This is a genomic window from Marinomonas ostreistagni (assembly GCF_016461785.1).
GTDB lineage: Bacteria > Pseudomonadota > Gammaproteobacteria > Pseudomonadales > Marinomonadaceae > Marinomonas > Marinomonas ostreistagni_A.
In genome coordinates this window covers 170,952-196,838 of record NZ_JAEMUH010000008.1, presented here as the reverse complement: position 1 = coordinate 196,838, position 25,887 = coordinate 170,952, and the positions used below count along the sequence as shown (strand labels likewise).

The 25,887-nt window shown below is 46.9% G+C and carries 27 protein-coding genes; 12 read left to right on the top strand and 15 right to left on the bottom strand.

The annotated features are described in order from the left end of the window. Both JHD44_RS10315 and polA read right to left on the bottom strand, forming a co-directional pair. Positions 1-466, bottom strand: a 466-nt coding sequence (locus JHD44_RS10315; protein WP_199462668.1) for a hypothetical protein, incomplete at its 3' end; no start/stop codon positions are given. 54 nt (positions 467-520) lie between these two features. Continuing rightward, positions 521-3,286, bottom strand: coding sequence for a DNA polymerase I (gene polA, locus JHD44_RS10310; RefSeq protein WP_233401996.1), 2,766 nt, complete (start codon positions 3,284-3,286; stop codon positions 521-523). A gap of 178 nt (positions 3,287-3,464) precedes the next feature. On the opposite strand from polA, the gene JHD44_RS10305 reads away from it, so the two are divergent. The 8 genes from JHD44_RS10305 (at position 3,465) to znuB (ending at position 9,481) form a co-directional block, all read left to right on the top strand. Continuing rightward, on the top strand, positions 3,465-4,430 hold the full coding sequence (locus JHD44_RS10305) for a homoserine kinase (RefSeq protein WP_199462667.1): 966 nt from the start codon (positions 3,465-3,467) through the stop codon (positions 4,428-4,430). 3 nt (positions 4,431-4,433) lie between these two features. After that, the gene (locus tag JHD44_RS10300; protein WP_199462666.1) at positions 4,434-5,018 is read left to right on the top strand and encodes a DUF1007 family protein; all 585 of its coding nucleotides are present in this window, start codon (positions 4,434-4,436) and stop codon (positions 5,016-5,018) included. Between the two features lie 41 nt (positions 5,019-5,059). Then, entirely contained in the window at positions 5,060-5,692 is a 633-nt protein-coding gene (locus tag JHD44_RS10295) for a LysE family translocator (RefSeq protein ID WP_199462665.1), read from the top strand. Between the two features lie 34 nt (positions 5,693-5,726). Further along, positions 5,727-6,338, top strand: coding sequence for a MarC family protein (locus JHD44_RS10290; protein ID WP_199462664.1), 612 nt, complete (start codon positions 5,727-5,729; stop codon positions 6,336-6,338). Positions 6,339-6,421: 83 nt separating this feature from the next. Further along, positions 6,422-7,384 (top strand): nickel/cobalt transporter, encoded by a 963-nt coding sequence (locus JHD44_RS10285; RefSeq protein WP_325097080.1) that lies wholly within the window; start codon positions 6,422-6,424, stop codon positions 7,382-7,384. Continuing rightward, positions 7,384-7,893: a Fur family transcriptional regulator gene (locus tag JHD44_RS10280; RefSeq protein ID WP_133564695.1), complete on the top strand. Its 510-nt coding sequence runs from the start codon at positions 7,384-7,386 to the stop codon at positions 7,891-7,893. The genes JHD44_RS10285 and JHD44_RS10280 overlap by 1 nt, the downstream gene beginning before the upstream one ends. Continuing rightward, positions 7,890-8,672 carry a zinc ABC transporter ATP-binding protein ZnuC gene (znuC, locus tag JHD44_RS10275; protein WP_199462663.1) on the top strand — a complete coding sequence of 261 codons (783 nt, stop codon included), beginning with the start codon at positions 7,890-7,892 and terminating at the stop codon, positions 8,670-8,672. Before JHD44_RS10280 ends, znuC begins: the two co-directional genes overlap by 4 nt. A gap of 17 nt (positions 8,673-8,689) precedes the next feature. Next, positions 8,690-9,481, top strand: a complete 792-nt coding sequence (gene znuB, locus JHD44_RS10270) for a zinc ABC transporter permease subunit ZnuB (protein ID WP_133564692.1) — start codon at positions 8,690-8,692, stop codon at positions 9,479-9,481. 109 nt (positions 9,482-9,590) lie between these two features. Here znuB and JHD44_RS10265 read toward each other — a convergent pair whose 3' ends face one another. From JHD44_RS10265 to JHD44_RS10250, 4 genes are read right to left on the bottom strand one after another with little or no spacing between them, the layout of a single operon-like run. Next, the gene (locus JHD44_RS10265) at positions 9,591-10,058 is read right to left on the bottom strand and encodes a DoxX family protein (protein WP_199462662.1); all 468 of its coding nucleotides are present in this window, start codon (positions 10,056-10,058) and stop codon (positions 9,591-9,593) included. 9 nt (positions 10,059-10,067) lie between these two features. Next, on the bottom strand, positions 10,068-10,826 hold the full coding sequence (locus tag JHD44_RS10260; protein ID WP_199462661.1) for a DNA-binding domain-containing protein: 759 nt from the start codon (positions 10,824-10,826) through the stop codon (positions 10,068-10,070). After that, on the bottom strand, positions 10,810-11,706 hold the full coding sequence (locus JHD44_RS10255) for a DUF692 domain-containing protein (RefSeq protein WP_199462660.1): 897 nt from the start codon (positions 11,704-11,706) through the stop codon (positions 10,810-10,812). Before JHD44_RS10255 ends, JHD44_RS10260 begins: the two co-directional genes overlap by 17 nt. Before the next feature lie 8 nt (positions 11,707-11,714). Continuing rightward, a complete protein-coding gene (locus tag JHD44_RS10250) occupies positions 11,715-11,990 on the bottom strand; it encodes a DUF2282 domain-containing protein (RefSeq protein WP_199462659.1) in 276 nt (91 codons plus the stop codon). Positions 11,991-12,232: 242 nt separating this feature from the next. Between JHD44_RS10250 and JHD44_RS18925 the strand changes: the two genes are divergently transcribed. Beyond that, positions 12,233-12,355 (top strand): hypothetical protein, encoded by a 123-nt coding sequence (locus tag JHD44_RS18925; RefSeq protein ID WP_267905828.1) that lies wholly within the window; start codon positions 12,233-12,235, stop codon positions 12,353-12,355. A 46-nt stretch (positions 12,356-12,401) separates the two neighbouring features. Here the strand turns inward: JHD44_RS18925 and JHD44_RS10245 are convergent, their stop codons facing one another. The 4 genes from JHD44_RS10245 to JHD44_RS10230 all read right to left on the bottom strand — a co-directional run bounded on the left by JHD44_RS10245 (position 12,402) and on the right by JHD44_RS10230 (position 14,317). Beyond that, on the bottom strand, positions 12,402-12,590 hold the full coding sequence (locus JHD44_RS10245) for a zf-HC2 domain-containing protein (protein WP_199462658.1): 189 nt from the start codon (positions 12,588-12,590) through the stop codon (positions 12,402-12,404). After that, on the bottom strand, positions 12,587-13,213 hold the full coding sequence (locus JHD44_RS10240) for an RNA polymerase factor sigma-70 (RefSeq protein ID WP_199462657.1): 627 nt from the start codon (positions 13,211-13,213) through the stop codon (positions 12,587-12,589). Before JHD44_RS10240 ends, JHD44_RS10245 begins: the two co-directional genes overlap by 4 nt. A 100-nt stretch (positions 13,214-13,313) precedes the next feature. Further along, on the bottom strand, positions 13,314-13,766 hold the full coding sequence (locus tag JHD44_RS10235) for a hypothetical protein (RefSeq protein ID WP_199462656.1): 453 nt from the start codon (positions 13,764-13,766) through the stop codon (positions 13,314-13,316). Then, positions 13,766-14,317 carry a gamma carbonic anhydrase family protein gene (locus JHD44_RS10230; protein WP_199462655.1) on the bottom strand — a complete coding sequence of 184 codons (552 nt, stop codon included), beginning with the start codon at positions 14,315-14,317 and terminating at the stop codon, positions 13,766-13,768. The genes JHD44_RS10235 and JHD44_RS10230 overlap by 1 nt, the downstream gene beginning before the upstream one ends. Positions 14,318-14,483: 166 nt before the next feature. Between JHD44_RS10230 and prlC the strand changes: the two genes are divergently transcribed. Both prlC and JHD44_RS10220 read left to right on the top strand, forming a co-directional pair. Further along, positions 14,484-16,514: an oligopeptidase A gene (gene prlC, locus JHD44_RS10225; protein WP_199462654.1), complete on the top strand. Its 2,031-nt coding sequence runs from the start codon at positions 14,484-14,486 to the stop codon at positions 16,512-16,514. Between the two features lie 319 nt (positions 16,515-16,833). Continuing rightward, the gene (locus JHD44_RS10220) at positions 16,834-17,094 is read left to right on the top strand and encodes a YheV family putative zinc ribbon protein (protein ID WP_199462653.1); all 261 of its coding nucleotides are present in this window, start codon (positions 16,834-16,836) and stop codon (positions 17,092-17,094) included. Between the two features lie 20 nt (positions 17,095-17,114). Here JHD44_RS10220 and JHD44_RS10215 read toward each other — a convergent pair whose 3' ends face one another. The 4 genes from JHD44_RS10215 to JHD44_RS10200 all read right to left on the bottom strand — a co-directional run bounded on the left by JHD44_RS10215 (position 17,115) and on the right by JHD44_RS10200 (position 24,586). Beyond that, entirely contained in the window at positions 17,115-17,645 is a 531-nt protein-coding gene (locus tag JHD44_RS10215) for a DUF3750 domain-containing protein (protein WP_199462652.1), read from the bottom strand. Positions 17,646-17,782: 137 nt separating this feature from the next. After that, positions 17,783-19,693 carry a putative bifunctional diguanylate cyclase/phosphodiesterase gene (locus JHD44_RS10210; protein WP_199462651.1) on the bottom strand — a complete coding sequence of 637 codons (1,911 nt, stop codon included), beginning with the start codon at positions 19,691-19,693 and terminating at the stop codon, positions 17,783-17,785. Between the two features lie 64 nt (positions 19,694-19,757). Then, on the bottom strand, positions 19,758-22,775 hold the full coding sequence (locus tag JHD44_RS10205) for an ATP-binding protein (protein ID WP_199462650.1): 3,018 nt from the start codon (positions 22,773-22,775) through the stop codon (positions 19,758-19,760). Further along, the gene (locus tag JHD44_RS10200; RefSeq protein ID WP_199462649.1) at positions 22,757-24,586 is read right to left on the bottom strand and encodes an EAL domain-containing protein; all 1,830 of its coding nucleotides are present in this window, start codon (positions 24,584-24,586) and stop codon (positions 22,757-22,759) included. The genes JHD44_RS10205 and JHD44_RS10200 overlap by 19 nt, the downstream gene beginning before the upstream one ends. Before the next feature lie 196 nt (positions 24,587-24,782). Between JHD44_RS10200 and JHD44_RS10195 the strand changes: the two genes are divergently transcribed. Next, positions 24,783-25,289, top strand: a complete 507-nt coding sequence (locus JHD44_RS10195; RefSeq protein WP_199462648.1) for a glycine cleavage system protein R — start codon at positions 24,783-24,785, stop codon at positions 25,287-25,289. A 95-nt stretch (positions 25,290-25,384) separates the two neighbouring features. On the opposite strand, the gene JHD44_RS10190 is transcribed toward JHD44_RS10195, so the two are convergent. After that, a complete protein-coding gene (locus JHD44_RS10190; protein ID WP_199462647.1) occupies positions 25,385-25,885 on the bottom strand; it encodes a hypothetical protein in 501 nt (166 codons plus the stop codon). Between the last annotated feature and the right edge of the window lie 2 nt (positions 25,886-25,887).

Genomic DNA, 25,887 nt, shown 5'->3' with positions numbered 1-25,887 from the left:
AATTATTATCATCAAGTCGACCTAGTAGGTACTCTACTTCATCGACAATGAAACTGTATTCAAAGTCGTTTTTTCTAATAAAATCATTTATTAAAGATCTCTGATCCCTAAACTCAACTATTGTTGTGTTTGGATTTATTCTATTCCACATATATTTTGAAATAGTTGTTACTTCTGAATTTATAGATACTTTACTGTCTTGTTTGATTAGATTAATCTCATTTGAAACAAACTCGTCAACATACGCGGCAAGAGTTTTGTTGAAAGTAAAAACTCTTAGGGTTATCTCTTTTTCTTGACCTGAGTGTTTATCTATCAAATAACCTAAAGCTAAGTTTAACATCATTAATGCTGTGGTCGTTTTACCGCTTCCGGCTGCCCCTCTTATAACCATTGTGCCTGCCTGAGGTCTTACCAATAGTTTAAGTTGCTCATCAGTTGGAGTGACTGTTTGTAAAGCTTTCAATTTTCCTATTCCTTTAAGAACTAAGATGGAATTCGTTTAATTTAATAAGGCGCACTAATGCGCCTCGTCCCAGTTGTTCCCAACCCCAGCTTCCACAAGCAAGGGCACGTCGATCTCGCTGCTATTCTGCATAATCTCGACAATCTTACTCTGCGCAGCATCAAGGTCTTTCTCGGCCACTTCGAAGATTAATTCATCGTGTACTTGCATGATCATTTTCACGTCTAGATCGGTTTCTGCGAGCCAGTTGTGCATGTTGATCATGGCGCGTTTGATGATGTCGGCGGCGGAGCCTTGCATCGGGGCGTTGATCGCGGTGCGTTCGGCGGCTTGACGCATCATGGCATTACGGGCTTTGATCTCAGGAAGGTATAGACGACGACCAAAGATGGTTTCCACATAGCCTTTTTCTTTGGCGTTTTCACGGGTGTTGTCCATGTAGGTGCGAACGCCAGGGTAGCGTTCAAAGTAGCGCTGTACGTATTGCTGCGCCTCGGGGCGGCCAATGCCAAGCTGTTTCGCTAGACCAAACGCCGACATGCCGTAGATCAGGCCGAAGTTGATGGCTTTGGCGCGGCGGCGTTGTTCTGTGGTCACTTCGTCTACGGTGGTGTCGAAGACTTCCGCAGCGGTGGCTTTGTGCACGTCCACATCGTGGGCAAACGCATCCAATAGGCCCTTATCTTGTGATAGGTGCGCCATGATGCGCAGCTCGATTTGCGAGTAGTCGGCGGCGATCAATTTGTAGCCTTCTGGGGCGATAAACGCTTGGCGAATGCGGCGGCCTTCGGTGGTACGAATCGGGATGTTCTGCAAGTTTGGATCGGTCGAAGATAAACGACCTGTCGCGGTCACCGCTTGGTGATAAGACGTGTGAATACGGCCGGTCTTTTGCAGCATCTCTGGCAGCTTGTCGGTGTAAGTCGATTTTAGCTTCGACATGCTGCGGTGTTCCATGATCAAACGTGGCAGTTCGTATTGCTCCGCCAGTTCTTGCAGGATCGGCTCAGCGGTAGACGGTTGGCCTTTTGGTGTCTTCTTAATAACCGGCAAGCCTTGTTTTTCAAACAGGATTTCTTGCAGCTGTTTTGGCGAGCTTAGGTTAAAGGCTTGACCCGCTTCTTCGTGAGCTTTGATCTCGATCTCCTGCAATTTAGCGGCGATCTCAGTGCTCTGTGCATGCAGTAGGTCTGGGTCGATTAAAGCGCCGGTTTGTTCCATTTTCGCCAACACGGGCACCAATGGTAGTTCGATGTCTTTTAGGACGTTAACCAAATCACCTTCTTTTTCCAGCTTCGGCATGATCGCATGGTGTAGGCGCAGGGTAATGTCTGCGTCTTCGGCCGCGTAGAAGGCGGCTTGCTCTAGGTCGATCTGGTTAAAGGTTTTCTGCTTCGCACCTTTGCCCGCGATCTCTTCAAAGCTCACGGTGGTGTGACCAAGGAACTTGGACGCTAGGCTGTCCATATCGTGGCGAGTTGCGGTGGAGTTCAATACATAAGACTCCAACATGGTGTCGAACTCGATACCACGTAGCGTGATGCCGTAGTTGTTCAATACGTTAGCATCGTATTTAAGGTGCTGGCCGACTTTCTTTTGGTTGTCGTCTTCAAGCCAAGGTTTCAATTGCTCTAGTACCCAGTCACGATCAAGCTGTTCTGGTGCGCCTTCGTAATCGTGTGCCACAGGAATGTAGGCGGCTTTGCCGATCTCAACAGAGATGCCTACGCCAACTAGCTCGGCGGCCATGTAGTTAAGAGATGTGGTCTCGGTATCAAATGCCACAAGGTCTGCGTCTTGGATTTTCTTCAGCCAAGCATTAAAGCTGTCTTTATCGAGCACCGTGTCGTACTCGACGTCGATATTGGCTGCAGGCGCTGGCTCATCATCGTTGTCTACCGTGTCATCGGCGGTGCCGGAGGCTGGGGCTTTATCTAGATCGCGCAGCCAAGTTTTGAATTCCAGTTTAGTGAACCACTCGCGAAGGGCTTCTTTATTGATCTCTTCGTTTTTCAACTTGTGTGGATCAAATGGCAGTTCCACGTCGCATTTGATGGTCGCTAGCTTGTAGCTAAGCTCGGCCATTTCGCGGTGTTCTTCCATTTTCTTGGCCATGGTTTTTGAACCACGGAAGCCAAGCGGTGCAATGTCATCAAGACGTGCGTAGATTTCCTCTAGGCTGCCGATGCCTTGCAGCATTGCTAAGGCAGTTTTCTCACCGACACCCGGTACACCTGGGATGTTATCGACCTTGTCGCCCATTAGTGCTAGGAAGTCGATGATTAGCTCAGGTGGAATTTTGAATTTCTCTTTAACGCCTTCTACGTCCATTACGGTATCGGTCATGGTGTTCACCAGTGTGACTTTGTCCGTCACTAACTGGGCCATGTCTTTATCGCCCGTTGAGACAACGACTTCACGGCCTTCACCGCCGATTTGTTTGGCGATGGTGCCGATCACATCGTCTGCTTCCACTCCTTCGATGATCACCAAAGGTAAGCCCATGGCTTCGATCATGCGGTGGATCGGTTCGATTTGTAGGCGCAGATCGTCTGGCATTGGTGGTCGTTGGGCTTTGTACTCTTTGTACATATCGTCGCGGAAAGTTTTACCTTTGGCGTCGAAAATCACCACTATCGGGGAGTTAGGATAACGACCAATTAAACTGCGAATCATGCTGATCACACCGCGGGCTGCGTTGGTCGGTTGGCCATCGCTGGTCGTCAGTGGTGGAATCGCGTGAAAAGCACGGTACAAATAAGATGAACCGTCTACTAAAACCATTGGTGATGCATTGGTCAGAGAGTCTTGAGCCGACATAGTTTCCCTCGTGGGCTGCGCGATGACGTGCGCAGCGCGGTAAAAGTACAAATAATTGCCCATTAGCCTAACATAATCGCCGCTTTTTCGCGGTGTTCAATTGACCTTTTTGCTCTGATTGTGGAGCATAAGCGGCTAAATGAATCATTGCGCAAATAAAATACATTAGGTACAGATTTTGGCTGTTTACACTTCTCTTTCGGACTCTGATATGCGCGGCCTTGTGGCCGATTATTACTTAGGTGAATTGGTGTCTTTTCAAGGCATCTCAGGTGGCGTAGAAAATACCAACTACTTTGTGAATACTACCACCGGTAAGTATGTACTTACTTTGTTTGAAGAGTTTGAATACGATGAAGTGCCGTACTTTTTAGATGTGGTCGCGCATCTAAAGCATAAAGGCTTTAATGTACCGGCGGCTTTGCTTGATAACCATGGCGAGCGTTTACGTATCGTCCAAGGTCGCCCTGCGATCATGGTGGATTGCTTCCCTGGTGGTTTGCTAGAAGAAGGTACCACTGTTGAAAGCTGTCGTTTAATGGGCAAAGTGTTGGCGCAGTTGCATACAGCAGGTATGGATTTCCCTGAACACCGTCCAAGCCACCGTGGTATGGATTGGTGGCGCGCGACGTCAAAGTCGATTGCCCCAGAGCTAGAAACAGATCAAGCGCATTTATTGCTAGAGCAAGTGTCTGAGTTTGATACCTTTATTGCGCAATACGATGATCAGTTAGCCAAAGGTACGGTGCACGGTGATCTGTTCTACAACAATACCTTGTTTGAAGGGGAGCAGCTGTCTGCGATCATCGACTTCTACAATGCGTGTTACTCTTGGTTGATGTATGACTTAGCCATTGTTGTGAACGATTGGTGCTCGGATATGAGTACTGGTGAGTTAGACATGGATAAGTACCACGCGATGGTCAATGCTTACATTTATGAGCGCGAGCCAAGTGCGGCGGAAATCATGTCTTGGCCGCATATGCTGAAAATCGCTGCGTTGCGTTTTTGGTTGTCACGTCTAGAAGCATGGCATGGTGCGAAGCACGATCCAGAGCGTTTAGCACAACAGCATGATCCAATGGAGTTCCAACGTATCCTTGAAGCGCGAGTGCGTCATGCACCGAGCTTGACGGAGAACTAAGCTATGTTGAGCTGGCGTCGTCATGTTTGTCAAAGCATTAGTGCTGGCCTTTTGTGGCTTGGTGCAGGGCAGGCGTTGGCTCATCCGCATATTTGGATCGACTCTTATTACCAAGTCAATCTGACGACGCCAGCGATTCAGACTGTGGATGCCTACTGGACGTTTGATGTGTTCTCCAGTCTCGATATGCTGATGGAGTTTGATAAAAACGCCGACGGTCAGCTGCTGGGGGCTGAAAAGGCTGACGCAGCCAAGGCCATGACCAACTTAGCTCAATATCAATACTTTCTGCGTTTGCAAGTCGATGGACGAGAGATTCAGCCTATTGATGTGCAAGTCGTGGATGTTGGGGTGGTAGACCAAGCCATGACTGTTCGCTTAGGTATTGTCTTACCTGAGACCGTAGATTTACAGCAAAGCACGTTGCGTATGGGCTTTGGCGATAGAGAAAACTATTTTGCTCTAGTGATACCTGATGAAGGTTTGATTAAGCTGACGGGGCTGATGGCGGAAACCTGTACGCCAGCGGAGCAAGAAGCCGATGAATTCTATATGGAAGGTTGGGTCGACCTTCACTGTGACACCTAGTTCTTAGGCTGTCGTGTTCCTAATTTGATTGAGAGCGTCCTATGATCGAGCAATTCCAATGGTTGCCATTTTTACTGGCGATAACGGTGTTAACCATGAGTCCTGGGGTGGACACTTTGTTGGTGCTTCGTAGCTCTGCTGTGGCAGGCTGGCGTGTAGGCTTCGTATGTAGCTTAGGTATTTGTTTGGGCTTGTTTGCCCATGCCACGATTTCAGCCCTAGGCTTGTCGGTGATTTTATTAGGTTCTGCGACCTTGTTTACGGCCTTTAAAGTCGCTGGTGCTCTGTATTTAGTGTACTTAGGAGTACAAGCTTTGCGCAGTGCTTGGCGGCCTCAAGGACTGACGCTAAATTTACCAGAAGGGCGTCAGATGAATGCCAAATTGGCATTTCGTCAGGGCATCTTGTCGAACATCTTAAACCCTAAAACCATTGTATTTTATATGGCGTTCTTGCCGCAGTTTATTAATCCAGAATATTCTGCCGTGGCGCAATCTCTGTTTATGGCTGCCCTTCACTTTATCATAGCGATGGTGTGGCAAACGTTTCTTGCGGTGATGGTTCACCGAGCAAGAGTATGGCTAGCGCGACCAAAAGTGGCGCAAGTCTTGGATAGCTTAACCGGCGTATTGCTGGTGGGCTTTGGCATCAAACTGGCACTGACGCAACGCTGATCGCGAACGCACTGCCGACCTAGGTACTCCTATCATGAGTCTATTACTTTCCACTTGGATTAAGTTCTTCTTCCTATTTGCTCCGTTTTTCGTGATGTCGATGTTTTTGGCACTCACGCGCGGTGAAACCCCTGAAGCCCGCCGTCATGTGGCCAATAAGTCGATTATTGCCGCGTTAGCGATTGCTTTAGTGCTGATGTTCTTTGGCAGCACTTTGTTTGCGGTATTAGGGATTACGCTGGATTCTTTTCGAATCGGTGCGGGTATTTTGCTATTTATGTCTGCCATCAGTTTGGTGAAAGACGGTACTCGTAACCATGCTACGGGGATGCCGAACGAAGAGCGCGATGATATCTCTGTGGTGCCGCTCGCGGTACCGACCATCATTGGTCCGGCGACGATTGGTACGATCTTGGTCTACGGTGCAGAGTTTAAAGGCTGGGAGTTTGCTATCGGCTTGATGGGCTTAGTCGCAGCGCTATTGACCCTAGGTGTGTTGTTGTACTGCAGTTCGATTATTGAGCGCTTATTAGGCCGCACAGGTCTGAATATTCTATCGAAGATCACCGGTTTGATTTTGGCAGCCATGGCGGCGCAGATCTTTATGGGTGGTGTGATGGGCTTCTTGCAGCCTAGTGCTGGATAAATCCTAATACGCACCACATTTCCAAATGAGAATTATTGTTATACTATAACAATAATTCGATTTTCGTTCGTAGGAAAGCTGTGGTGCGAGTAATAAAGTGGTTAAGCATTTGGATGATGTTGCTGTCCAGCACTGCATGGGCGGCTGACCAGACGTTTGTCTTTGAAATAGGGCGCTGGGTCATGGAACAGCAGCGCGACTTTCACCGTGAATTGGCGCGTTTGGTGCAAACCTTAGCCAAGCAAGAAAGCCCTGCATTAATCGGCAGCTTGCTGGTGGCTAGCTTTTTGTATGGTGTCTTTCATGCGGCCGGCCCCGGTCATGGCAAAGCGGTAATCGGTTCTTACTTACTTGCTACTAAGGCACCGTTGCGTAAGGGCGTTCAGCTGTCTTTTATCTCCGCTTTGGCGCAAGGTGCAGTGGCGATTCTCTTGGTTTGGGGGATGGCGCAACTACTCGATATTGCTGGTGCGATCACTGAAACCACCCGTATCTTAGAACTGGCTTCTTATGCCGCGATAGGCTTGATTGGTATCTGGATGCTGTGGCGCTTGGCGCAAGGCAAATCCAGTTGTGGGCATGATCACAGTAAGGATCACTTGCACGATCACAGTCACCACGATTGTGGTCATCATGAGCATAGCCGCTGTGAGCATCATGATCATAGCCATGAGCATGATGCAAAGCTTTTGGATGCGCCGGAAGAGGAAGTTAAAACAGCCAAGCGCAGCACCATAGCTATGGTGTCTGCGATTGGTATTCGCCCGTGTACGGGGGCGGTCTTAGTGCTGTTGTTTGCCACCAGCACAGGCATTTTTCAATGGGGCGTATTAGCGACCTTGGTCATGTCGTTAGGCACAGGCTTAACGGTATCTGCGTTAGCATTACTGAGTGTATTGTTTCGCGATGGCAGCTTCGCATTAAGCCCCAGTCGATGGCGACAACGGGTGACACGCCTACTGGGTGTGCTTGCCGCATGCGCCTTAATTTTTATCAGTGTCACGATGATTTACAGTGACCTACAAGTAGCAGGGCGGGCATTCTAATGACCGAACACCACCACTCCCATACGGCTGGCCATGATCATGCACACAATCATGATGTATGCATTGAGCAGGCCTTGGAAACCGCTGAAACGGTTTGTTCTGAGCAAGGCCAGCGTCTAACCAAAGTGCGCCGACGTGCGCTTGAGCTGATTTGGCAAAGTCATCGTCCTCTTGGGGCGTATCAGCTATTGGCGAAGTTAGCAGAAGAGGGCTTTAACTCGGCCCCGCCAACGGTTTATCGTGCCTTGGATTTTCTGATGTCGGCAGGCTTGATTCACAAGGTAGAGTCTATGAACGCCTACCTCGGTTGTGCTCATGCTGATAAGCCACATAAGGGCTATTTCTTGATCTGTGATGACTGCCAAAACGTGATGGAATTTGATTACCAAGACATTCACCAGTCGTTGATTGATAAGGCAGCGGAGCAGGGCTTTGAGCTGCGTTCTGAAACCATTGAATTGACCGGTTTATGTGCCGATTGCCGTACTCAGGAAGCGCCTGCATCATGAGTACGCGACTAGCAGAGCTACAAGACATTGGCATTCGTTTTGGGGAACGCCAATTGCTGAGCAATATCAATATGACCCTGCATCAAGGGGAGATTGTGACGCTGATCGGCCCGAATGGCAGTGGTAAGAGTACTTTGATCCGTACCTTGTTAGGCTTGCAAGAACCTACCACGGGTAAAGTGGTGCGTCATGACCATTTGCGAATTGGTTACATGCCTCAAAAGCTGCATATTGATCCGACCTTGCCACTGACGGTTAAGCACTTTTTAGGCTTGGTACGTGGCGTGAATAAAAAAGACATTCGCCCTACGCTCAATAAAGTGGGTATTCCGCATTTAGAAAACTCTCAAGTACATGTGTTGTCCGGCGGTGAAACGCAGAGATTGCTATTGGCCCGTGCGCTTTTGAATCGCCCTAACTTATTGGTGTTGGATGAACCGGTACAAGGGGTCGATGTCAGTGGTCAGGTAGAACTGTACAACTTGATTGATGTGATTCGCAAAGAGCTAAACTGTGGCGTTTTGATGATTTCCCATGACTTGCACTTGGTGATGGCGCAAACGGATACCGTGGTATGTATCAATCAGCACGTGTGTTGTTCAGGTTCTCCACAGCATGTCAAAGGCCACCCAGCGTATCAGGCTCTATTCGGTATTCCTGGTGCGGATTCGTCCTTGGCGATTTATGCCCACAATCATAATCACGTGCACGATGACAGTGGTGAAGTGGTCGAAGAAGGCCATGTACACACGGCTAGTTGCCAGCATCATACTCATTAATCGGAGATTTCTAGAACATGCTTGAACTGTTAATGAGAGCCTTGATTGGCGGCATTGGTGTGGCAGCCGTTGCGGGGCCGTTAGGTGCGTTCGTCGTTTGGCGGCGGATGGCCTACTTTGGCGATACCTTAGCGCACTCTGCTTTATTGGGTGTGGCGCTTGGTTTCTTGTTGGATATTAATTTGAACTTCGCCATTGTGGTGCTGTGTGTTGGCTTGGCATTGGTACTGGTGGCGTTGCAGAAAAAACACATCATTGCGACGGATACATTGCTGGGCATCTTAGCCCACTCCGCTTTGTCGCTGGGACTGGTGGCGGTTAGCTTTTTGGACAATGTGCGCATTGATCTGATGGCGTACTTATTTGGTGATTTGCTTGCCATCAGTCAGACAGACTTATATTGGATTTATGGCGGCGGCTTATTAGTGATGAGCTTGTTAGTGACCTTCTGGCGTCCTTTGCTGGCTCTGACCGTGAACGAAGAGTTGGCGAAAGTGGAAGGTTATCCAGTTGAAGCCATCCGCCTGTTGCTAATGCTGTTGGTGGCGGTGGTCATCGCGGTGGCGATGAAGATCGTGGGTGTGTTGCTGATTACGTCTTTGATGATCATTCCGGCGGCGACCTCACGTAAGCTCTCACAAACCCCCGTGCAGATGGCGTCTATGGCAGGCGTATTAGGGTGTTTGTCGGTGTGTGGTGGCTTGTGGGCGTCGTATCATTGGGATACACCAACTGGCCCAAGTGTGGTTGTCTGTGCAGCGCTTCTATTCTTGATCGCTTACACTCTTCCGATTCGTAAGACGGCTTAAACTAAGCGCTGATCGCCAAGTAAGACTTAAAAATGCGACATCTTGAGAGATCAAGGTGTCGCATTTTTTATGGCGTATTGCTTAGGCTCTTAATTTAATGAAACGCTTTCTAGCGAGTGAGAAGGTTGTCTAGAGAAACACGTCCAGCGCCTTGTTTCATAAGTAGTAATGCCATAGCGGCCCAAGAAGTATGCAAGGCATAGGCACTAGGGTAAACAAAGAGTTGAATCACTAGGGTCATGGCCAAAATGCCCGCAGCGCCTAATCGCGTGAACAAACCCAGCACAAGCAAAATGGGCAGTACATGCTCGGCAGCGGTGGCGAGATAAGCCGCGAGGTTGGCTGGGATCAGAGGCAGGGCGTACTCATACTCAAATAAGAAGAATGTGGATTCCTTTATGGTAGGTAAGCCAAATTCAAATTGTCCCGCTAATGGGTTGAAGGCAAAGCCTTCGATTTTTGTTTGTCCTGAGAGCCAAAATACAGTGGCCAGAGCAAATCGAGCCAATAACAGAATGAGTGTTTCAGGGATGGTGCGAAACAGCTGTTCGGGAACACGTGTTAACAGGTTTAGCATATCAGGCTCCTAAGATTCATAAATGTCTGAAAACACTTCCCAAGTCATTAATTTTGCGAGGGTTTGGCCTAAGTCGAAAGATTCGTTTTCAGGCAATGCTTGCCCCAAACTCGGGTTCTCTTTTAACGCCTTAATGAACTCGAACTCTAGGGCATTAAGTGGGTAAATACAGCCGTACAGGCCAGATTTAGCAATTAATAAGTGGTCTGCCTGTTGAAGTTGCAATTGCTTTAAATTCAGCTGTGGTTGTTTATGTGCTAGATAAAGTTGTCCGACGGCGTAAGGATAGCTTAGAAGCTCACATTGCGAGTACAGTAACAGTTGTAATGCGTCTGGATTGTTGGCTTGGCTGAGGCGTTGTTGTGCTTCACTTAGAGACAAATGTGTCGGCTCAGCGTTATGCGTCATCTGCAAAAGTCGGTATTCCAGGTCACACAAACTGGCAAGATAGGGCAGCGATTGGGCTGCAAAGAAATGGCTGACAAATTCACTGAATTGATCGCCGTACTCGCTTAGGATTGCTGATCTAGGAGGGTGTCTATCTACATATTGGCGTGCCATGGCATTAAAAAAAGCGTCACCCACCACTTGCTTGCACACGGGGAAAATTTCCCCAAGGGCGTCCATCAGAGAGACATACACATTGTTGCGGTAGACGTTTAGGCGTTGTGTGCGCTCAGCTAGCGAGTGGCCCTTAATATCGTTGAGTAAATCTTCTTGCTCTAGTTCGTTTGTGGAAAACAGAGCCTGACTAAATTGCTGCTGCATTCTGGGCCTCCTTTACTAAGGCTCGAATACGGTCGGCCATAACCGCTTCTTCGTGCAAAACAGATAACTCAGGAAAATTGCCATCACGTTCAATCAGGGTTGGGCAATCTCCCATCAACTCAAGTGTGTGTTGATAAAGCTGCCAGACATCGCTGGTCACAGGTTGATCGTGTGAGTCGATCTTTAGTGCAGGTTGCGCCTTCTCGTCTAGCGTATGTCCAGCTAAATGTATCTGCTGAACGGCCTGTAACGGGAAGGTTCGTAAATAATCATAAGGGTTACGTTGATGATTAAAGCAAGAGACATCAACGTTATTGACGTCGAGTAGAAGCCCACAGCCTGTGCGTTTGACCAACTCCGCGATAAAGTCAGTTTCTTCCATGGCGCTGGAGCAAAACTCGAAATAGGTAGAAGGGTTCTCGATTAATATCTGGCGTTTGAGTCGTGCTTGTACTTGGTCAACGTGCTCACATAGCCGCTGCAACCGATCTTCGGAGTAGGGCACTGGTAATAAGTCATTAAAGAAATGTTGCTGGTGAGTGGACCAAGCCAAGTGCTCAGAAAATACGGCGGGTTGAACTCTTTCTACTAAACGTGCAACGCGTTCTAAATGGTCAAGGTTGAGTGTGTCATCGCCGCCTAAGGATAACCCCACACCATGAACGGTGATGTCATACAGACTACGAACTTCTTCAAGGTAATGACGAGCGGGGCCGCCTTCACTCAAGTAGTTCTCGGCATGGATTTCAAAAAAGCCAACCTTAGGCCGTGTTGTTAAGATTTGCTCGTAATAGCACGGCTTTAAGCTGATCCCTGTTTGCTGGGCAAAGCCTGAGGGTAAATATTTACCCTCGGCTTGCGGCTTACTAAAGGTCATCATGACAGCCCTTAGAATGCTTCCAATTTACCGTGACCAGAAGGAGACGTTGGCGAGTCCATTTCCATGCATGTGCCAGCTGGAACCAGTTTCCAAGCATTGCCTTGGTAATCCATGGTCGATGTGCCTGCACAAGATGTACCTGGGCCTGCTGCACAGTCATTTTGACCAGCAAGCGCCACACCGTAACATTTTTCTTTCGATGCGGCTTGGGCTGGGACCGCTACAGCTGATAGAGCAACCGCAGTACCTAAAGCAAGAGCAAGTGAAGTGTTTTTAGTAGACATGATGTTTTCCTCCAAAGGAATAAATGTTTTGTTACATCCTTTGGACGATTCGTTTTTTAAATTCTTACAGACAATTTTAAAAAAAAGATAAAATTTTTTCCCCAGATGGTTTTTGTTTATGTGGCGGTTTTGTGACTTATGTATTAAGTTTTTATGACAATTGCTGTTGAGGGGTGGGGTTTTCTCTTCAACAAGCGTACAGTGAAGATCTTAAATCATTGAATTATAAGGAGACTATGGATATGTCTAAGAAAGAAGTGAAAGCAATCAAGTCAGAGATCAAAGCACGTAAAGAAAAAGTATCTAAGCAAAAAGACAAAATTGCTAAGCTAAAAAAATCACTGAAAAAAGCCACTAAGAAATAAGACTTTTTGAGTGTGTTAGTAAAAGCGGAGCGATAGGCTCCGCTTTTTAGTTGTTTCCTTCCTTATGGTTCACGTATTGCTGACTAATTTTACGTAAAGAAAGCATCTGTTTACCAAATTGACGACACGCGGGGCACATAGCAGTGTGGACGCCTAAGTTAATTTTTTCCTTGCTGGATAATGAGCGATCCATCTTTTCCGATAAAAGTTGTGTGGCTTCGGTGCATTTCATCATGTGTTTTTCTCCCCTTGAAACCAGTTATCTTCAAGGCATTCGCGCAAGCGTAAACGCGCACGAAACAGTGTGGTGTTCAGGTTACTGACGGTGACATCCTCGTTGTCGCAAATTTCGTTTGTGTCGAGCTCTAAGAATTCACGCATCATAAAGAATCGGCTATATTTTGCAGGCAGAGCATCTAAACAGACATCAAAAGTACGCCAAAAATGCTGGCTCTCAAGGCCGTGGTCTGGCTCATCCCATTTTTTAGGGCGCTCATCTTTTTGCCAGTGACCTTTTTCATTAAATAGATCTTCTAGTAATGCTTCGTCGCTTCGGCCTGCGCCTTCTTCTAATAAACTGACGCTGGTATAGCGCTTTTCCTTACGCAAAATATCAATTAATTTATTTTTGAGAATCGCGAAGACCCATGTTTTTAAAGCGGCCTGACGATTAAAACGTTCGATATTTTGGTAAGCAGAGATCATTGCTTCTTGAACGGCATCTTCAGCTAGGGCGTCGTTTCTGACTTGCAGCACCGCAAACTTGATCATTTGGGCACGCAAACTTTCCATGAACTCCGTGTCATGAAACAGTTGGGCGTTCGTTTGTTCGTTGGAGCGAGATAGGGCTTGGGTCATGTAAAATCTCGGCTTGTCGTTTCTACGGGTTATCAATTTAACGCTATAGACGGAACAAGCCGAGTGTTTATTACACACTATGGACAAAAAAATCGAAAATTTATGGATTCAATGCTTTAAAAATGACGTCAAAAGATTCTTGCGTGTAGGGGGGCTGTATTGAGCCGGCAAACTTTCCTTCTTTGTTAAGCAGAAGTACTCGGTTTTGATGCCCTACATATTTTTCTGTACTGAGAATTTGGCTCAGTTCAGCAGAAGTCGCTTGGTTAGCAGGGAGAACATGTACGCCCAGTTTTGTCATTTGCACACTACTGCCTTGGCAAACGGCATCACAGAACTCAGGTTGGACGTAGACGCTTTGCCATTGGCCTTGTTCTAGACGCTCAATGGGTGGAATTTGACGCGGGAACTCAACCAGCTGAATGCCCAACTCAGCTTGCTTGGCTTCATCTAGGGCCGGGCCTGCGAAGTTTTTCTGGTAGGACTGAGTCGCGACCCAGAACGCCCCAGCGACCAGTGCTACACCGATAAATGGCGCACTTAAACGGCTCATTAGGCGTCTCCTGCGGCCTCAGCTTCGGCCAAGTATTCGTCTTTTAATTTGACGTAGTTAAGACCTGCGTATTGGAAGTATTCGATCTCTTTCTCGCTCAGTGGGCGAGCTTGTTTCACTGGTGAGCCCATGTATAGATACCCTGATTCAAGACGTTTACCAGGTGGCACCAATGAGCCTGCACCGATAATGACTTCATCTTCAATCACAGCGCCGTCCAGAATCGTAGTGCCCATGCCGACGAGGACTTTGTTGCCGATTTTGCAGCCATGCAGCATGGCCATATGGCCTACGGTGACGTCGTCACCGATTTCTAATGGGTGACCTTCTGGCTTGTAAGTGCTGGCGTGAGTAATATGTAAGCAAGAGTTGTCTTGGATGCTGGTGCGTTGGCCGATACGAATGCGGTGCATATCACCGCGAATGGCAACCAATGGCCAAACTGAGCTGTCATCACCGATCTCTACGTCACCGATGATCACTGCGCTGTCATCGACCCAGACTCGCGCGCCAAATGTTGGGGTATGACCACGAAATGTCTTAATTGCCATTGTCTAATCCTTAGCACGCACCGTGCAGTATTAATGAAAGCTATGAGGGTGATCGGCGTTTGCCCATTGAAAAAGCGCCAAGACCACATATCTTATATGTCAGTATTAAACCTATTTCTGCAAGGGTGCTACTGCATCCTGCAAACGCCAAAAAGGATATCACGATATGACACAATCCGTATGGGACGCTACGACATTGCCAGAATTTTCCAAGGTCGAGCCTAAGAACATCGTTGCCGACTTGGAATCATTACTTGAGAAGAACCGCACGGATATTGCGGCTGTCGTTGAAAAGAACGCACAGCCAACGTGGGCAAGTTTAGTCACGCCTTTGGATGAGATCCACGATCGCTTAGGTCAATTTTGGTCGCCGATCAGTCACCTTAATTCTGTACAAAACACGCCTGAGATTCGTGAAGCCTACAACGCAAGCTTGCCAATGCTTAGCGACTACTACACAGAGCTTGGTCAAAACAAAGCTCTGTACGAAGCCTACAAAGCCCTAGCAGAAAGCGCTGAAGCCAAATCTTTGACACCTGCGCAAGCCGAGGCTTTGACGCAAACTATTCGTGACTTCGAGTTGTCGGGCGTTGGTCTAGAAGGCGAGCCGAAAAAACGTTACGGCGAAATCAGCGCACGTTTATCCGAGCTAGGCAGCCAGTTTGGGGAAAATGTATTGGATTCGACCCGTGCGTGGAGCAAGCTGATCACCGACGAAGCAGAGCTGGCGGGTTTACCTGAATCAGCCATTGCCCAAGCCAAGCAAATGGCGGATGCGAAAGAGCAAGAAGGCTGGTTGTTCACACTAGACATCCCATCTTACTTGCCAGTGATGAACTATGCAGACAGCCAAGAACTGCGCAAAGAAATGTATACGGCGTACGCAACACGCGCGTCTGAGTTAAGCAGCGAAGGTAAATTCGACAACGCGCCATTGATCGATGAAATCCTGGCGCTTCGCCATGAAATGGCTCAGATCCTTGGTTTTGAAAACTACGCAGAATTATCAGTTGCGACGAAAATGGCGGAAAGTGGCCAGCAAGTTGTAGACTTCTTGAGTGATCTTGCGGTGAAGTCTAAGCCTTCTGCTGAGACGGACCTTGCGGACCTTAAAGCGTTTGCTAAAGAAGCATACGGTGTCGAAGAGTTGAATTCTTGGGATGTGGGCTACTACGCAGAGAAACTGCGCGAGAAGAAATATTCCATTTCGCAAGAAGTGCTGCGTCCTTACTTTCCGATTAACAAAGTGCTGTCGGGCTTGTTCCATACGGCACAAACCTTGTTCGGTGTGGATATTCGCGAAGAGTCTGATTTTGATACGTACCACAAAGACGTTCAGCTATTTACCATCTCTAAAAATGGTGAAGACATTGCTCGCTTCTTCTTAGACCCTTACGCTCGCGAAGGCAAGCGTGGCGGTGCGTGGATGGACGAATGTCGTGTACGTCGTCGCTTAGACGATGGCCGTCTACAGCTACCTGTGGCATATCTTGTTTGTAACTTCACTCAGCCAATCGGCGATAAGCCTGCTTTACTGACCCACGATGAAGTCACGACCTTGTTCCATGAGTTCGGTCACGGCTTACACCACATGCTGACGCAGGTTGAAGTCTCTTCTGTATCAGGCATCAATGGCGTGGCATGGGATGCGGTCGAGTTACCAAGTCAGTTTATGGAAAACTGGTGCTGGGAGCCGGAAGCTTTAGCGCATATTGCGGGTCACTTCGAAACCAACGAGCCACTGCCTCAAGACTTGTTAGACAAAATGCTCGCGGCGAAGAACTTCCAGTCTGGTATGCAGATGGTGCGTCAATTGGAGTTCTCTCTGTTCGACTTCCGCTTACACCGCGAATACAAAGACGGTATCAAGGCGCAAGACGTATTAGACGAAGTTCGCAGCCAAGTGGCAGTCACTGTTCCACCTGCGTTTAACCGTTTCCAGAACAGCTTCTCGCACATCTTTGCTGGCGGCTACGCGGCCGGTTACTACAGCTACAAGTGGGCGGAAGTTTTGTCTGCCGATGCGTTCTCGAAATTCGAAGAAGATGGCATTTTCAACACTGAAACCGGTGCCCACTTCCGTGATACCATATTGGCAAACGGCGGTTCACGCCCAGCGGCCGAGCTGTTTGAAGCCTTCCGTGGCCGTGAGCCAAGTGTCGATGCGCTGCTGCGTCATAGTGGCATTGCTGCTTAGAGTCTGCTTTTGAGTAATCTCTGTTCAGCAAGGGCTACTTGATCCATACCCTTTTGCCTCGACGAAGGTGTATCCCTGCACCTAACGTCTCGTGCGGCCATCCATAGCCGCGGTCAAAAGGGATTTGGATCAACTCGCAAATGTGTATTTTAGGTGAGACTAAGGACTTATTAGGCGTCACTTGTGTTCCTTTTCGACAGTCACCAAGGAGGGTGGCGCGAGGGCTCTGGCGCAGGGATGCGCCACGCCCGAGTGAAAAGGAACCAAGTAACTAGTAGCACCGAGGCATCGAGCCAGTCCCAATAAACCGAGGTAAGAAATGACAGTTAAACGCTTTATCGCTGGGGCCGTATGCCCACGCTGTAGTGAGATGGATAAGATTCGTGCATGGCGCGATGACGATGCCGAGAAACAATACCGCGAATGTATTGCCTGTGGGTACGAAGATGAACAATCGACGGTTGTGCAAGCGCAGCCGCAAGAGTTAGTCACACGCGTTAACCAGCCGCATTCTTCTGCACCAGAAGGTGATACCGCAGTGATCAACTTTGTGCCAAATCCAGGGTCAACGAAGCACTGATCTATAAGGCGAGGGCTACGTTAGTCTGCGTAGCCGCTGCCAATCGCACTAAAAGGCATATCTAAACCCAGTTCAGGGACTTGCTTTCCAATCCATGCCGGGAAGGTGTTGCTGTTTGGTCCAGGAAAGACGCTGTATTCGTTTTTCCAAGGGTAGCTTTGAACGGCTTGATCTATCTTGGGAATCAGTTCGGCTGCTTTCTCACCTTTGATTGATAAAATCTTTTCAGGCTTTGCGCCAAACCAATATCGGTCTGGTGTGGCAGTGTTGTAGGTATAAAGCGCCGGCTGTCCGCGCTCGACACGCCAACCCGTAACTTCGTGTACTTTATACTGTGATGCCCCCGCTTCTTTCGTGGCGATCCATGTATGAATGGCGAACCACCCGCGCCAGCTAAACGCATCGGCACCATAAAACTCTATGACGGCTTCTTGCTCTTTTTGCGGGTCAGGTGCAATGCCCGCAGGCTCGCGACTTGCGGTGCGCCAGTCAGAATTAGAGCAGGCGCTCACAAGCACGGCTAAGCTTGTTACGAATAACGTTTTCTTCATAGTATTCTCCATGTCATCTTTCCAGTTTGACAAAAAAAACGCGCAAGATGCGCGTTTTTAGAGAACGTTCCAGATTTAATCCATAATATGGATAAATTTGTTTAGTAGGTCGAGCTGAAGAAACGTGAACACGAGCATTAGCCTAAATGGCGAATGAGTTCATCTTCTGGCGTTGGTGGTAGAAATAAATACCCTTGCAGATAGTCTACTCCCATATTACTCAGTAGACGACGCTGCTCTTCAGTTTCAACGCCCTCAGCAACAACTTTGTAATTGAATGACGTCGCAATTTGAGACACAGCTTCGACAATCGCACGCCCACCTTTATCCATTGACCAAATGAAAGAACGGTCAATTTTGACGTAATCTACATCAAATTCTTGCATCACTGAAAGGGAAGAGTAACCAGTGCCGAAGTCATCAATGGAAACTTGGATTCCGGTTTGTTTCAACCTGCGAATGTTCTCGATCAATCGACGTTTGTCGTGTGCAAACAAGGACTCTGTAATTTCCAAATCCAAGCAATGTGCAGGAAACTCTGTTCTCTTTAATGTCGCAGCCACTTCATCGGGGAAGTCATCGTCTAAAAGCTGCTGAATAGAGACGTTAACGCTGATGCCTAGATCAGGGTGATGGTCTTGCAGACGCTTACCAGCCAAACAAGCTTCTCCTAATACCCAAAGGCCAATAGCGCGAATAAAACCGTACTGCTCAGCAATGCCGATAAACTCATCAGGGGGAATCATTTCGTTGTCCAAGCGCCAACGCAGCAATGCTTCTACTGCTTCAATTTTCCCTGTATCGGTTGCGATGATGGGTTGATATACCAAGAATAGCTCATGGCGATGAATGGCGTTCTCTAGATGATCTCGAAGGCGCAGCTCACGCATTAGTTGTTCGCGTAAAGATTCATCGAATATACCGACACGGCCTTTTTCTGAACGCTTTTGATGATACATTGCCATGTCCGCCCGTTGGATAAGGCGTTCATGATGAGTACCATGCTGTGGGTAATATGCAATGCCTATGGTTGCGCCTAAGTTAAGCTTCGACCCATCTACAATATAGGGTAGGGAGATAGTGGCAATGAGTTCTTGAGCGTCCTCTAATAGGCCTTGATGCTGCTCAATGGCCAGTAAAAATTCATCGCCACCCCAACGGCATAGTAAATCAGAGGGTTCGATGTTTTGTTGTATACGTTGACTGGCTTCTCGAATAACCCGATCACCTGTTTCATGTCCTAACGAGTCATTGATAGTTTTAAAGCCGTCTAAATCTATAAAGAGTACAGCCAGCTGTGTGTTGGGCTGTGTTTGTAAACGGTAGTTCAATTTTTCTGAAAAGGCTTTTCGGTTAAAAAGCCCTGTTAACGGATCAATGTTTGAAAGAGAGTAAATTTCTTGCGTTCGCTTTGCGACCTCTTGTTCCATATGCGAGAGCAAATGGTCGTTTTGATGCTTTAAATGGATAGATCGAGAGGTGAATAATGCTGCTTTATGTGCACTGGCAAGAATGATGAAGAAAAAGCCCAGAGTGAGGTAGCCTAAGGTATCAAAGATTTCACCACCGACCAGAATGAGTGAAATACCAAGTGGTATTGTGAGTATTGCACTGTAAGCAACAGACAATCGTTTAGACCCTGATAATAGGCTGACTGAACCACCGGCAAAAGCAGAAATGACGATACAAGTAATGGCGACTTCGGCCCAATTAGTCGAATGCATCATTATGGCGGTATAACATGCCCACAAAGCACCAGTAATCATTACGCCTGAAGCAAACCGTGGGAATGCTTTGTTGACGATATCATGGCTTTGATGACGAACTTTGGAAAAGAAATACGCTAAGTCGATCAGACGAATGAATACAACGCAGTTAATAATACTCCACCAGCCAAGTTGAACAACGCGATCTGGTCCGCTATGAGGAAACGTAAACACTAAAACAGAAGAGATAATAAATGTAACAAATATCCCTACCCCAGCATTTGAGTAAAGCAGGTTGACGGCGTCTTTCTTTTCCATCTTAGACAATTCAGTTGGCGACATAAGGATCGTTTTATTCTCTTATTAGTGCGCTGTCCCGCGCAATAATGGCGGCCTAGATTAGTAATTACAACGTCATAGCTAAAGCACTGTCAAAGTCGTATTGCTCGACATATTGTTTAATTATATCCAATTTATCGGAAGAGTAGGCTGATTCTTGAAGTTTGTTTAAACACTGGAAGGCTGCATCGGCATCACCCAGCTGACAGGCCTGCTTGAATTGCAGTAGCAATGCCTCTTGCTCATCCTGGTCTAAGAGTTTGTCGGTTGGTTCTATGGCCTCAACAGAGGGGGGCGTTTGGTTTGTTGTTGCAGTATTTGGTGACTCGATTAAAGGTATAAAACGGTTAATACAGTCACATAGTGGCTGCCAATGTACAGGTTTGGCGATAAAGTCTGAAAAGCCACTGTTCAAATAGCTTTGCTTTTCATGTTCGAAACTTGAGGCGGTCACTGCGATGACAGGAAGAGACTCTAGTTCAGGCTTTTGGCGAATGTGTTCGATAAGCGTCATGCCATCCATATTAGGCATGCGAATATCTGAAAATACGATATCAATAGGGTAGGTCATAAACTCCAATGCTTGCAGCCCATCTTCTGCTAGCAACGTTTTAAAGCCGAGTTTCTCAAGAGTGTGCTGCATCATGTCGCGGCTGAGTTCATCATCTTCGATAATCAAGGCAGTTTTCGCAGAGGCGATGGTCATCGACTTTGATAAATGCGTATCATCGGTTGGGTCGTCTGCGATGAGTTGTACCGGTAAGTCAATTTGGACCTCTGTGCCTTGATTTAACATACTGTGCAGAGCAAAAGTACCGCTCATTGCGTCTGCCAGACGTCTTGCCAATACTAATCCCAGCCCTGTACCGCCGTTTGTTTTGCCACTTTGTCCTTGGCTAAATGGAGTAAACAGGCGATCTAGTTCTTCTTGAGTAATGCCAGGCCCAGTATCAGAAACCTGAATTTTAAGATGGCTTTGACGGTAACTTGCAGTAAAACGAATGTCTCCTTGGTCTGTGAATTTCACCGCATTATCCAAGGCATTTGTGATGATTTGTCCAAACTTTACCCGATCCAAAACGACTTGATCATATGGGTTGAGCTTTATGTCGACCACAAAACGTAGCCCTTTAGCCTGTGCTTTTTGAGCATGTAATGTCGTAAGCTCTTGTAACTCCGACATTAACGGGAACTTTTCTTCATTTAGTTGTAACTTGCCTGCTTCAATTTTGGATAGGTCGAGGATGTCGTTGATGAGTCCAAGTAAGCGCTGGCCAGCATAATAAATACGCTGAATTTGCCGGCTTGACTCTGGGTCCAAGTTATCCTGCTGTAGAAGCTGAGCATAACCAAGAATAGCGTTTAATGGCGTGCGTATTTCATGGCTCATATTGGCTAAGAAAACACTCTTACTTGCGTTGGCTTGATCTGCCCGATGCTTTGCTTCTTGCAATTCTTGCTGTAACAAAAAGGTATCTGTAATGTCTCGCGCTACCGATAGAATCCCGATGATTTCATTTTCAGCGTTGATGAAAGGGGTGCGGATGATGCTGAAATAGGCTTTTTTACTGTCTCTGGGCGATACCCATGTTGAGGTGTGGCAAAGACTTTGGTTTGATAATAAGGTCTGTTCCTGTTTTAGCCAGATCTCTTTTTGTTCATCAGGTAAACTGTCAAATAACGTGCGATCAGAGAAAAAACGGCGGTAGGCTTGGTTGGTAACGGGCTTATCTTCGTCCAGAAGATCCAACACCACAAGGTCCGGTAGTACGTCAAATAATAGTGTCACCATGGCATCGCTTTGATGCTTGGCTGTTTCGGCAATTTTACGCGTTGTGATATTTTCGATCGTACCTAATAGGATGGCCTTTTTGCCAAAAGCCTCTGAGGTGCTTCCTTTTAATGCTAGCCAGCAAGGAATTTTAGTCTTTAGACGAAACTCTATATCTAAAGATTGCTCTGCATCTAAGCGTGCTTGCCTAAATGCTTCGTAAACAGCTTCTTGGTCATGTTCGTGAATCAGCTCGATTAAGTCGTTGAGCTTCTCTGGGTGAGACAAAGGTTCGGGAACAATATGACGGAACTCATTGGAAAGCTCTAGCTCCGCGGTACTTTTTGGCATACGCCATTCAACCGCATCAATTGCGGCGAGTGCAGCTTTAAAGCGTTGCTTTTGCTCGTTGACAATACTTCGGCTTCGCCAAGCGTATCCCACCAAGCTAAGTAGCAGTAACATGATCACTGTCGACCAACTGATATACGTCCAGTCAAATTGTTTCTTGGTTAGAAGGTTCGTGTTATCTAAATACCAACCCTCAGCAATTTGATAGCGTTGCTCTGGTGTAAGAGAATCAATCCAGCGATTAAATAAGTCGACTAGTTGCGGCCAGTCATTGCGTATCGCGAAGGCGAGGTGAGTTTGAATGGGCAGCTGTCCACGAATGCCTAGGTCTGTTTTATCTAGGGCAGTCAGTTGGAATTGACCTAAAGCATAAGTGGTCACGAGATAGTTAAAAGTATTGTTTTCTAACGCCGCAATACCCGCTTGAATATTATCAACTTCGACAAAATTGACGTCTGGGTAACGTTGATAAAGCTCCCATGTATAACCATAGCCTTTGATAATGCCGATCGGCAGAGGAGACAAGTCCGTAAGGTCCTGAATTTGTCCGCCCACCTTATCGGAGATCACAATGAGGTTGTTGCTAATGTATGAATCAGTGAAAGTATAATGCTTATGTAATGTTAGACTGCCAAGCACATCGGATAAGGCATCCACCTGCTTGTTCGCGGCGAGTTCAAGTGTTTCAGACCAAGAACTAGTGGGGTGGAATTCGAACTGAACACCTGTATCGAGTGAAAACTGTTTGAGAAAGGAGGGCACGATACCTATGTATTCTCCCTCATCAGTGAAGGCTTCAAACGGCAGCCAGTTTGGATCTCCTGTGAAGACAATTGGGTCCTTATGGCGAGCAAGCCATTGCTTGTCACCTTCGGTCAGCTCAAATGAGTAGGCACCTCCAATACCAAGAGATATGAGAGCTAGAGTGACAAAACGAAGTAAGTTTAAGAACTCTCTTCGCATAATTGTGACCTAGTTAAACAACGTTCCACATTGGCGATGCTTAACGGTTCTGGCTTATGGAAGTGATACCCTTGGCCCCACTCAATCCCCATGCTTTTGTATCGCTCAGCAAGACTTTGGTTTTCCACAAACTCAACCACACATGGTTTGTTCAATTTTTTAGCAACATCTAGAATCGATTGAACCATGGCTAAACTTGCGTCTGAATGCTCAATTTCTCTGGCAAAAATTCCGTCGATTTTAATGTGATCAAAAGGAAAATCACGTAAATAACTAAAGCTTGAGTAGCCGCTTCCGAAGTCATCAATCGCAATACTGCATCCTAGCTGCTTAATGCGTTCCAGAATCGAGGAGGTTTTATTAACGTGAATGATTTGTTCCGTTTCTGTGACCTCAAAACATAGCTTATTAGGTGACACTGCATACTTCTCGAGCGTGTCTTGAATATAGTCCGCTAAATGGGAGTCTCTTAGAGTGGTAGCGGAAAGGTTGATCGCAATCTGTTTAATTTGTTGCTGTTGTCGAGGGTTGGTACTGAGGAATTCGCATACCTTGCGGATCATCCAACGGTCAATGTCAGCAATAAGCTGGTAGCGCTCTGCAGCGAACAAAAAGCTGTCAGGGAAGATTAGTCCATCATTTTCAGGATCATATAAGCGAATGAGTGCTTCCATATGTACACCATCTCGTTCGCTATTTAGAGGGCAGATTTGCTGAAAGTAGACACGAAAGTGGTCATATTTTAGAGCATCAATTAAGCGCAGAGCCCAGTTTTGGCGAGCTCTTTTCTGATTGGCTTGATTATCCAAGTCAGAAAAGTAACGTACGCACTGACCTCCAGCTCGTTTAGCGCTGTACATGACTTCGTCGGCCATCATAAGAACTTGATCAAAGGATGTGACAGTTTGATCAATTTTCACGATAGCTATGGTTGCACCAACGTCAAACTGTCGGTCATCCCAACTGAAGGTAAATCGAGAAAACTCTTCATGTAGTTGATTGGCAACGGTGGCCACGATATCCAATTGATCTGTTGGGTAAATCACTGCAAAACTGTCGCCGCTTAAGCGTGCGATGAAAGCACTCGGACCAGTAATAACACTGATCATTTCAGCCGCTTCACTTAAGAGCTCATCCCCAGCAATAAGACCACAACTCTCATTTACGACGCGGAAGCGAGATAAATCAATGGAGATATAAAAGGCCGGGGTAAACATTTCGGGGGCAGAAGAAATGAGTTCTACGACATAAGATTCGAGTGCTTTGCGGTTGTGAGTTCGACTCACAAAATCATGTTCTGCGAGGTATTTTAAGCGGTCTTGCATGTAACGCCGCTCATTGATTTCTTCTCGGAGCAGTTTATTAGTGGTGACGAGTTCAGCTGTTCTTTGTCTAACACGCTCTTCTAACTCATTATTTAATGAACGCAATTGAGTTAAAAGGGTGTGTCGTTCTTGATGGTGCTTAACGCGCACAATGACTTCATCGGCGTTTATGGGTTTGGTAATGTAATCGTTACCACCAACAGCAAAGCCTTGGCTAATATCATCAGTGCGCCCAGTAACAAATATAATTGGGAGATCTGTAAATCTAGTGTCTTTGCGAAGCAGTCTGCATAGATCAAAGCCACTCATCCCTGGCATCATAACATCCAGTAAAATTAGATCTGGTGTTAACTGTTCAAGAATAGATAATGCGCGCTCAGCAGAAGTGGCTACTGAAACTTTACACGCTAAAGGCTCTAATACTTTTCGTAGGACATCGATGTTATCAGGGACGTCGTCTACGATTAAAACAGTGAATGCTCTCATCTCAATTCCATTACTACATCGTCACGTTTTAGAATCGTTTATTTTATGGACAAAGTCTAGTCGTCATTTACGTCAAGTGCAGTGATTGCTTTGGAGCAATCACTTGTATTTAAGCTTTGACAACTACTGACTAGGACCAAAATACAGGTTTATACTGATAGGAACACTTGCCGCAATACAACAATAGGATGGTCTTATGACACAGCATTTAGTGTTAACAGTAATTGGTGATGATCGCCCAGGACTGGTGGAGGCGTTATCTCATGTGGTCGCTGAACACCATGGCAACTGGAGTGAGAGTCGCATGGCGCATTTGGCTGATAAGTTTGCTGGTATTGTCACAGTCACGGTGCCCAAAGCAAATGAATTGGCGTTAGTCGCAGCTTTGAAAGAGCTTTCTTCGATTGGTTTGAAAGTGGCGGTTGAAACGGCTAATCAAGGTTCTGCGAATCAAGATGTCGTGGTGCTATCGATTATGGGTAATGATCGAACAGGTATTATTCGTGAAGTGTCGAAAACACTCAGCAGTCTTGGGGCTAACGTTATTGATTTGAATAGCTACTGTGAGCCTGCTCCGATGAGCTCAGAAATGCTTTTCAAAGCAGAGTTGGAGATTGCTTTACCAAGCAATTGCTCTGTTCAGGCGTTAGAAAAAGCCATTGAAGAAATCAGTAGTGACTTAGTGGTTGAGCTGGTCGAGTAACTCATTCCGCTTATCACTAGCAGCTTTCTAATGTGCTCATTAAGCTCTCTAGACGGGGTAGGGCTGCTTTTAGGCAGCCCAACTCAGTAAACACACTAGAGCGGATGGCAGGTTAAGGTACTCGGGCGAATACCAAACCAGCTTGACCAAGCTTTATGAGGGTGGAGGATGAAACCTTCCTCCCTTAGTAATCCCTCGGTGATGTGAATATCTGTCAGTGGGGTATGTGCTTGGTAGTCAATGTTGAAATCGACACTCACGGTTTTTTGTCCTGCCAGCAGGCGCTTAGAAATTGTGTCATTGTAAACCACAAGCTCAATATCGTCCCTTTCGCCAAATCCAATACTGTCTCCTGTTGTTGCACCTGCGATGAACTCGACTGGTGCAGCTTGACATAGCTCTCCTTGAGCATTGTATGTGAGATAGCGTCCTTCTCCTTTTAGTCCGTGTAAAAAGGGTAAACTGCCAATCTTTACTGAGGTGATGGTGAGTACCCCTAGAGCGCCTGAAGGGATAGTTGGCAAGGGACGTGCAGGGGCGCTCATAGTAAATAATGATATAACCAACCCCCAAAGAATAACGATCAGAGTATGCATAC

Bases quoted from the DNA above. Each gene is read 5' to 3' on its own strand.
- polA (WP_233401996.1), bottom strand. From the start codon at position 3,286: ATGTCGGCTCAAGACTCTCTGACCAATGCATCACCAATGGTTTTAGTA.
- JHD44_RS10300 (WP_199462666.1), top strand. From the start codon at position 4,434: ATGTTGAGCTGGCGTCGTCATGTTTGTCAAAGCATTAGTGCTGGCCTT.
- JHD44_RS10295 (WP_199462665.1), top strand. From the start codon at position 5,060: ATGATCGAGCAATTCCAATGGTTGCCATTTTTACTGGCGATAACGGTG.
- JHD44_RS10290 (WP_199462664.1), top strand. From the start codon at position 5,727: ATGAGTCTATTACTTTCCACTTGGATTAAGTTCTTCTTCCTATTTGCT.
- JHD44_RS10280 (WP_133564695.1), top strand. From the start codon at position 7,384: ATGACCGAACACCACCACTCCCATACGGCTGGCCATGATCATGCACAC.
- znuC (WP_199462663.1), top strand. From the start codon at position 7,890: ATGAGTACGCGACTAGCAGAGCTACAAGACATTGGCATTCGTTTTGGG.
- znuB (WP_133564692.1), top strand. From the start codon at position 8,690: ATGCTTGAACTGTTAATGAGAGCCTTGATTGGCGGCATTGGTGTGGCA.
- JHD44_RS10265 (WP_199462662.1), bottom strand. From the start codon at position 10,058: ATGCTAAACCTGTTAACACGTGTTCCCGAACAGCTGTTTCGCACCATC.
- JHD44_RS10260 (WP_199462661.1), bottom strand. From the start codon at position 10,826: ATGCAGCAGCAATTTAGTCAGGCTCTGTTTTCCACAAACGAACTAGAG.
- JHD44_RS10255 (WP_199462660.1), bottom strand. From the start codon at position 11,706: ATGATGACCTTTAGTAAGCCGCAAGCCGAGGGTAAATATTTACCCTCA.
- JHD44_RS10250 (WP_199462659.1), bottom strand. From the start codon at position 11,990: ATGTCTACTAAAAACACTTCACTTGCTCTTGCTTTAGGTACTGCGGTT.
- JHD44_RS18925 (WP_267905828.1), top strand. From the start codon at position 12,233: ATGTCTAAGAAAGAAGTGAAAGCAATCAAGTCAGAGATCAAAGCACGT.
- JHD44_RS10245 (WP_199462658.1), bottom strand. From the start codon at position 12,590: ATGATGAAATGCACCGAAGCCACACAACTTTTATCGGAAAAGATGGAT.
- JHD44_RS10240 (WP_199462657.1), bottom strand. From the start codon at position 13,213: ATGACCCAAGCCCTATCTCGCTCCAACGAACAAACGAACGCCCAACTG.
- JHD44_RS10235 (WP_199462656.1), bottom strand. From the start codon at position 13,766: ATGAGCCGTTTAAGTGCGCCATTTATCGGTGTAGCACTGGTCGCTGGG.
- JHD44_RS10230 (WP_199462655.1), bottom strand. From the start codon at position 14,317: ATGGCAATTAAGACATTTCGTGGTCATACCCCAACATTTGGCGCGCGA.
- prlC (WP_199462654.1), top strand. From the start codon at position 14,484: ATGACACAATCCGTATGGGACGCTACGACATTGCCAGAATTTTCCAAG.
- JHD44_RS10220 (WP_199462653.1), top strand. From the start codon at position 16,834: ATGACAGTTAAACGCTTTATCGCTGGGGCCGTATGCCCACGCTGTAGT.
- JHD44_RS10215 (WP_199462652.1), bottom strand. From the start codon at position 17,645: ATGAAGAAAACGTTATTCGTAACAAGCTTAGCCGTGCTTGTGAGCGCC.
- JHD44_RS10210 (WP_199462651.1), bottom strand. From the start codon at position 19,693: ATGTCGCCAACTGAATTGTCTAAGATGGAAAAGAAAGACGCCGTCAAC.
- JHD44_RS10205 (WP_199462650.1), bottom strand. From the start codon at position 22,775: ATGCGAAGAGAGTTCTTAAACTTACTTCGTTTTGTCACTCTAGCTCTC.
- JHD44_RS10200 (WP_199462649.1), bottom strand. From the start codon at position 24,586: ATGAGAGCATTCACTGTTTTAATCGTAGACGACGTCCCTGATAACATC.
- JHD44_RS10195 (WP_199462648.1), top strand. From the start codon at position 24,783: ATGACACAGCATTTAGTGTTAACAGTAATTGGTGATGATCGCCCAGGA.
- JHD44_RS10190 (WP_199462647.1), bottom strand. From the start codon at position 25,885: ATGCATACTCTGATCGTTATTCTTTGGGGGTTGGTTATATCATTATTT.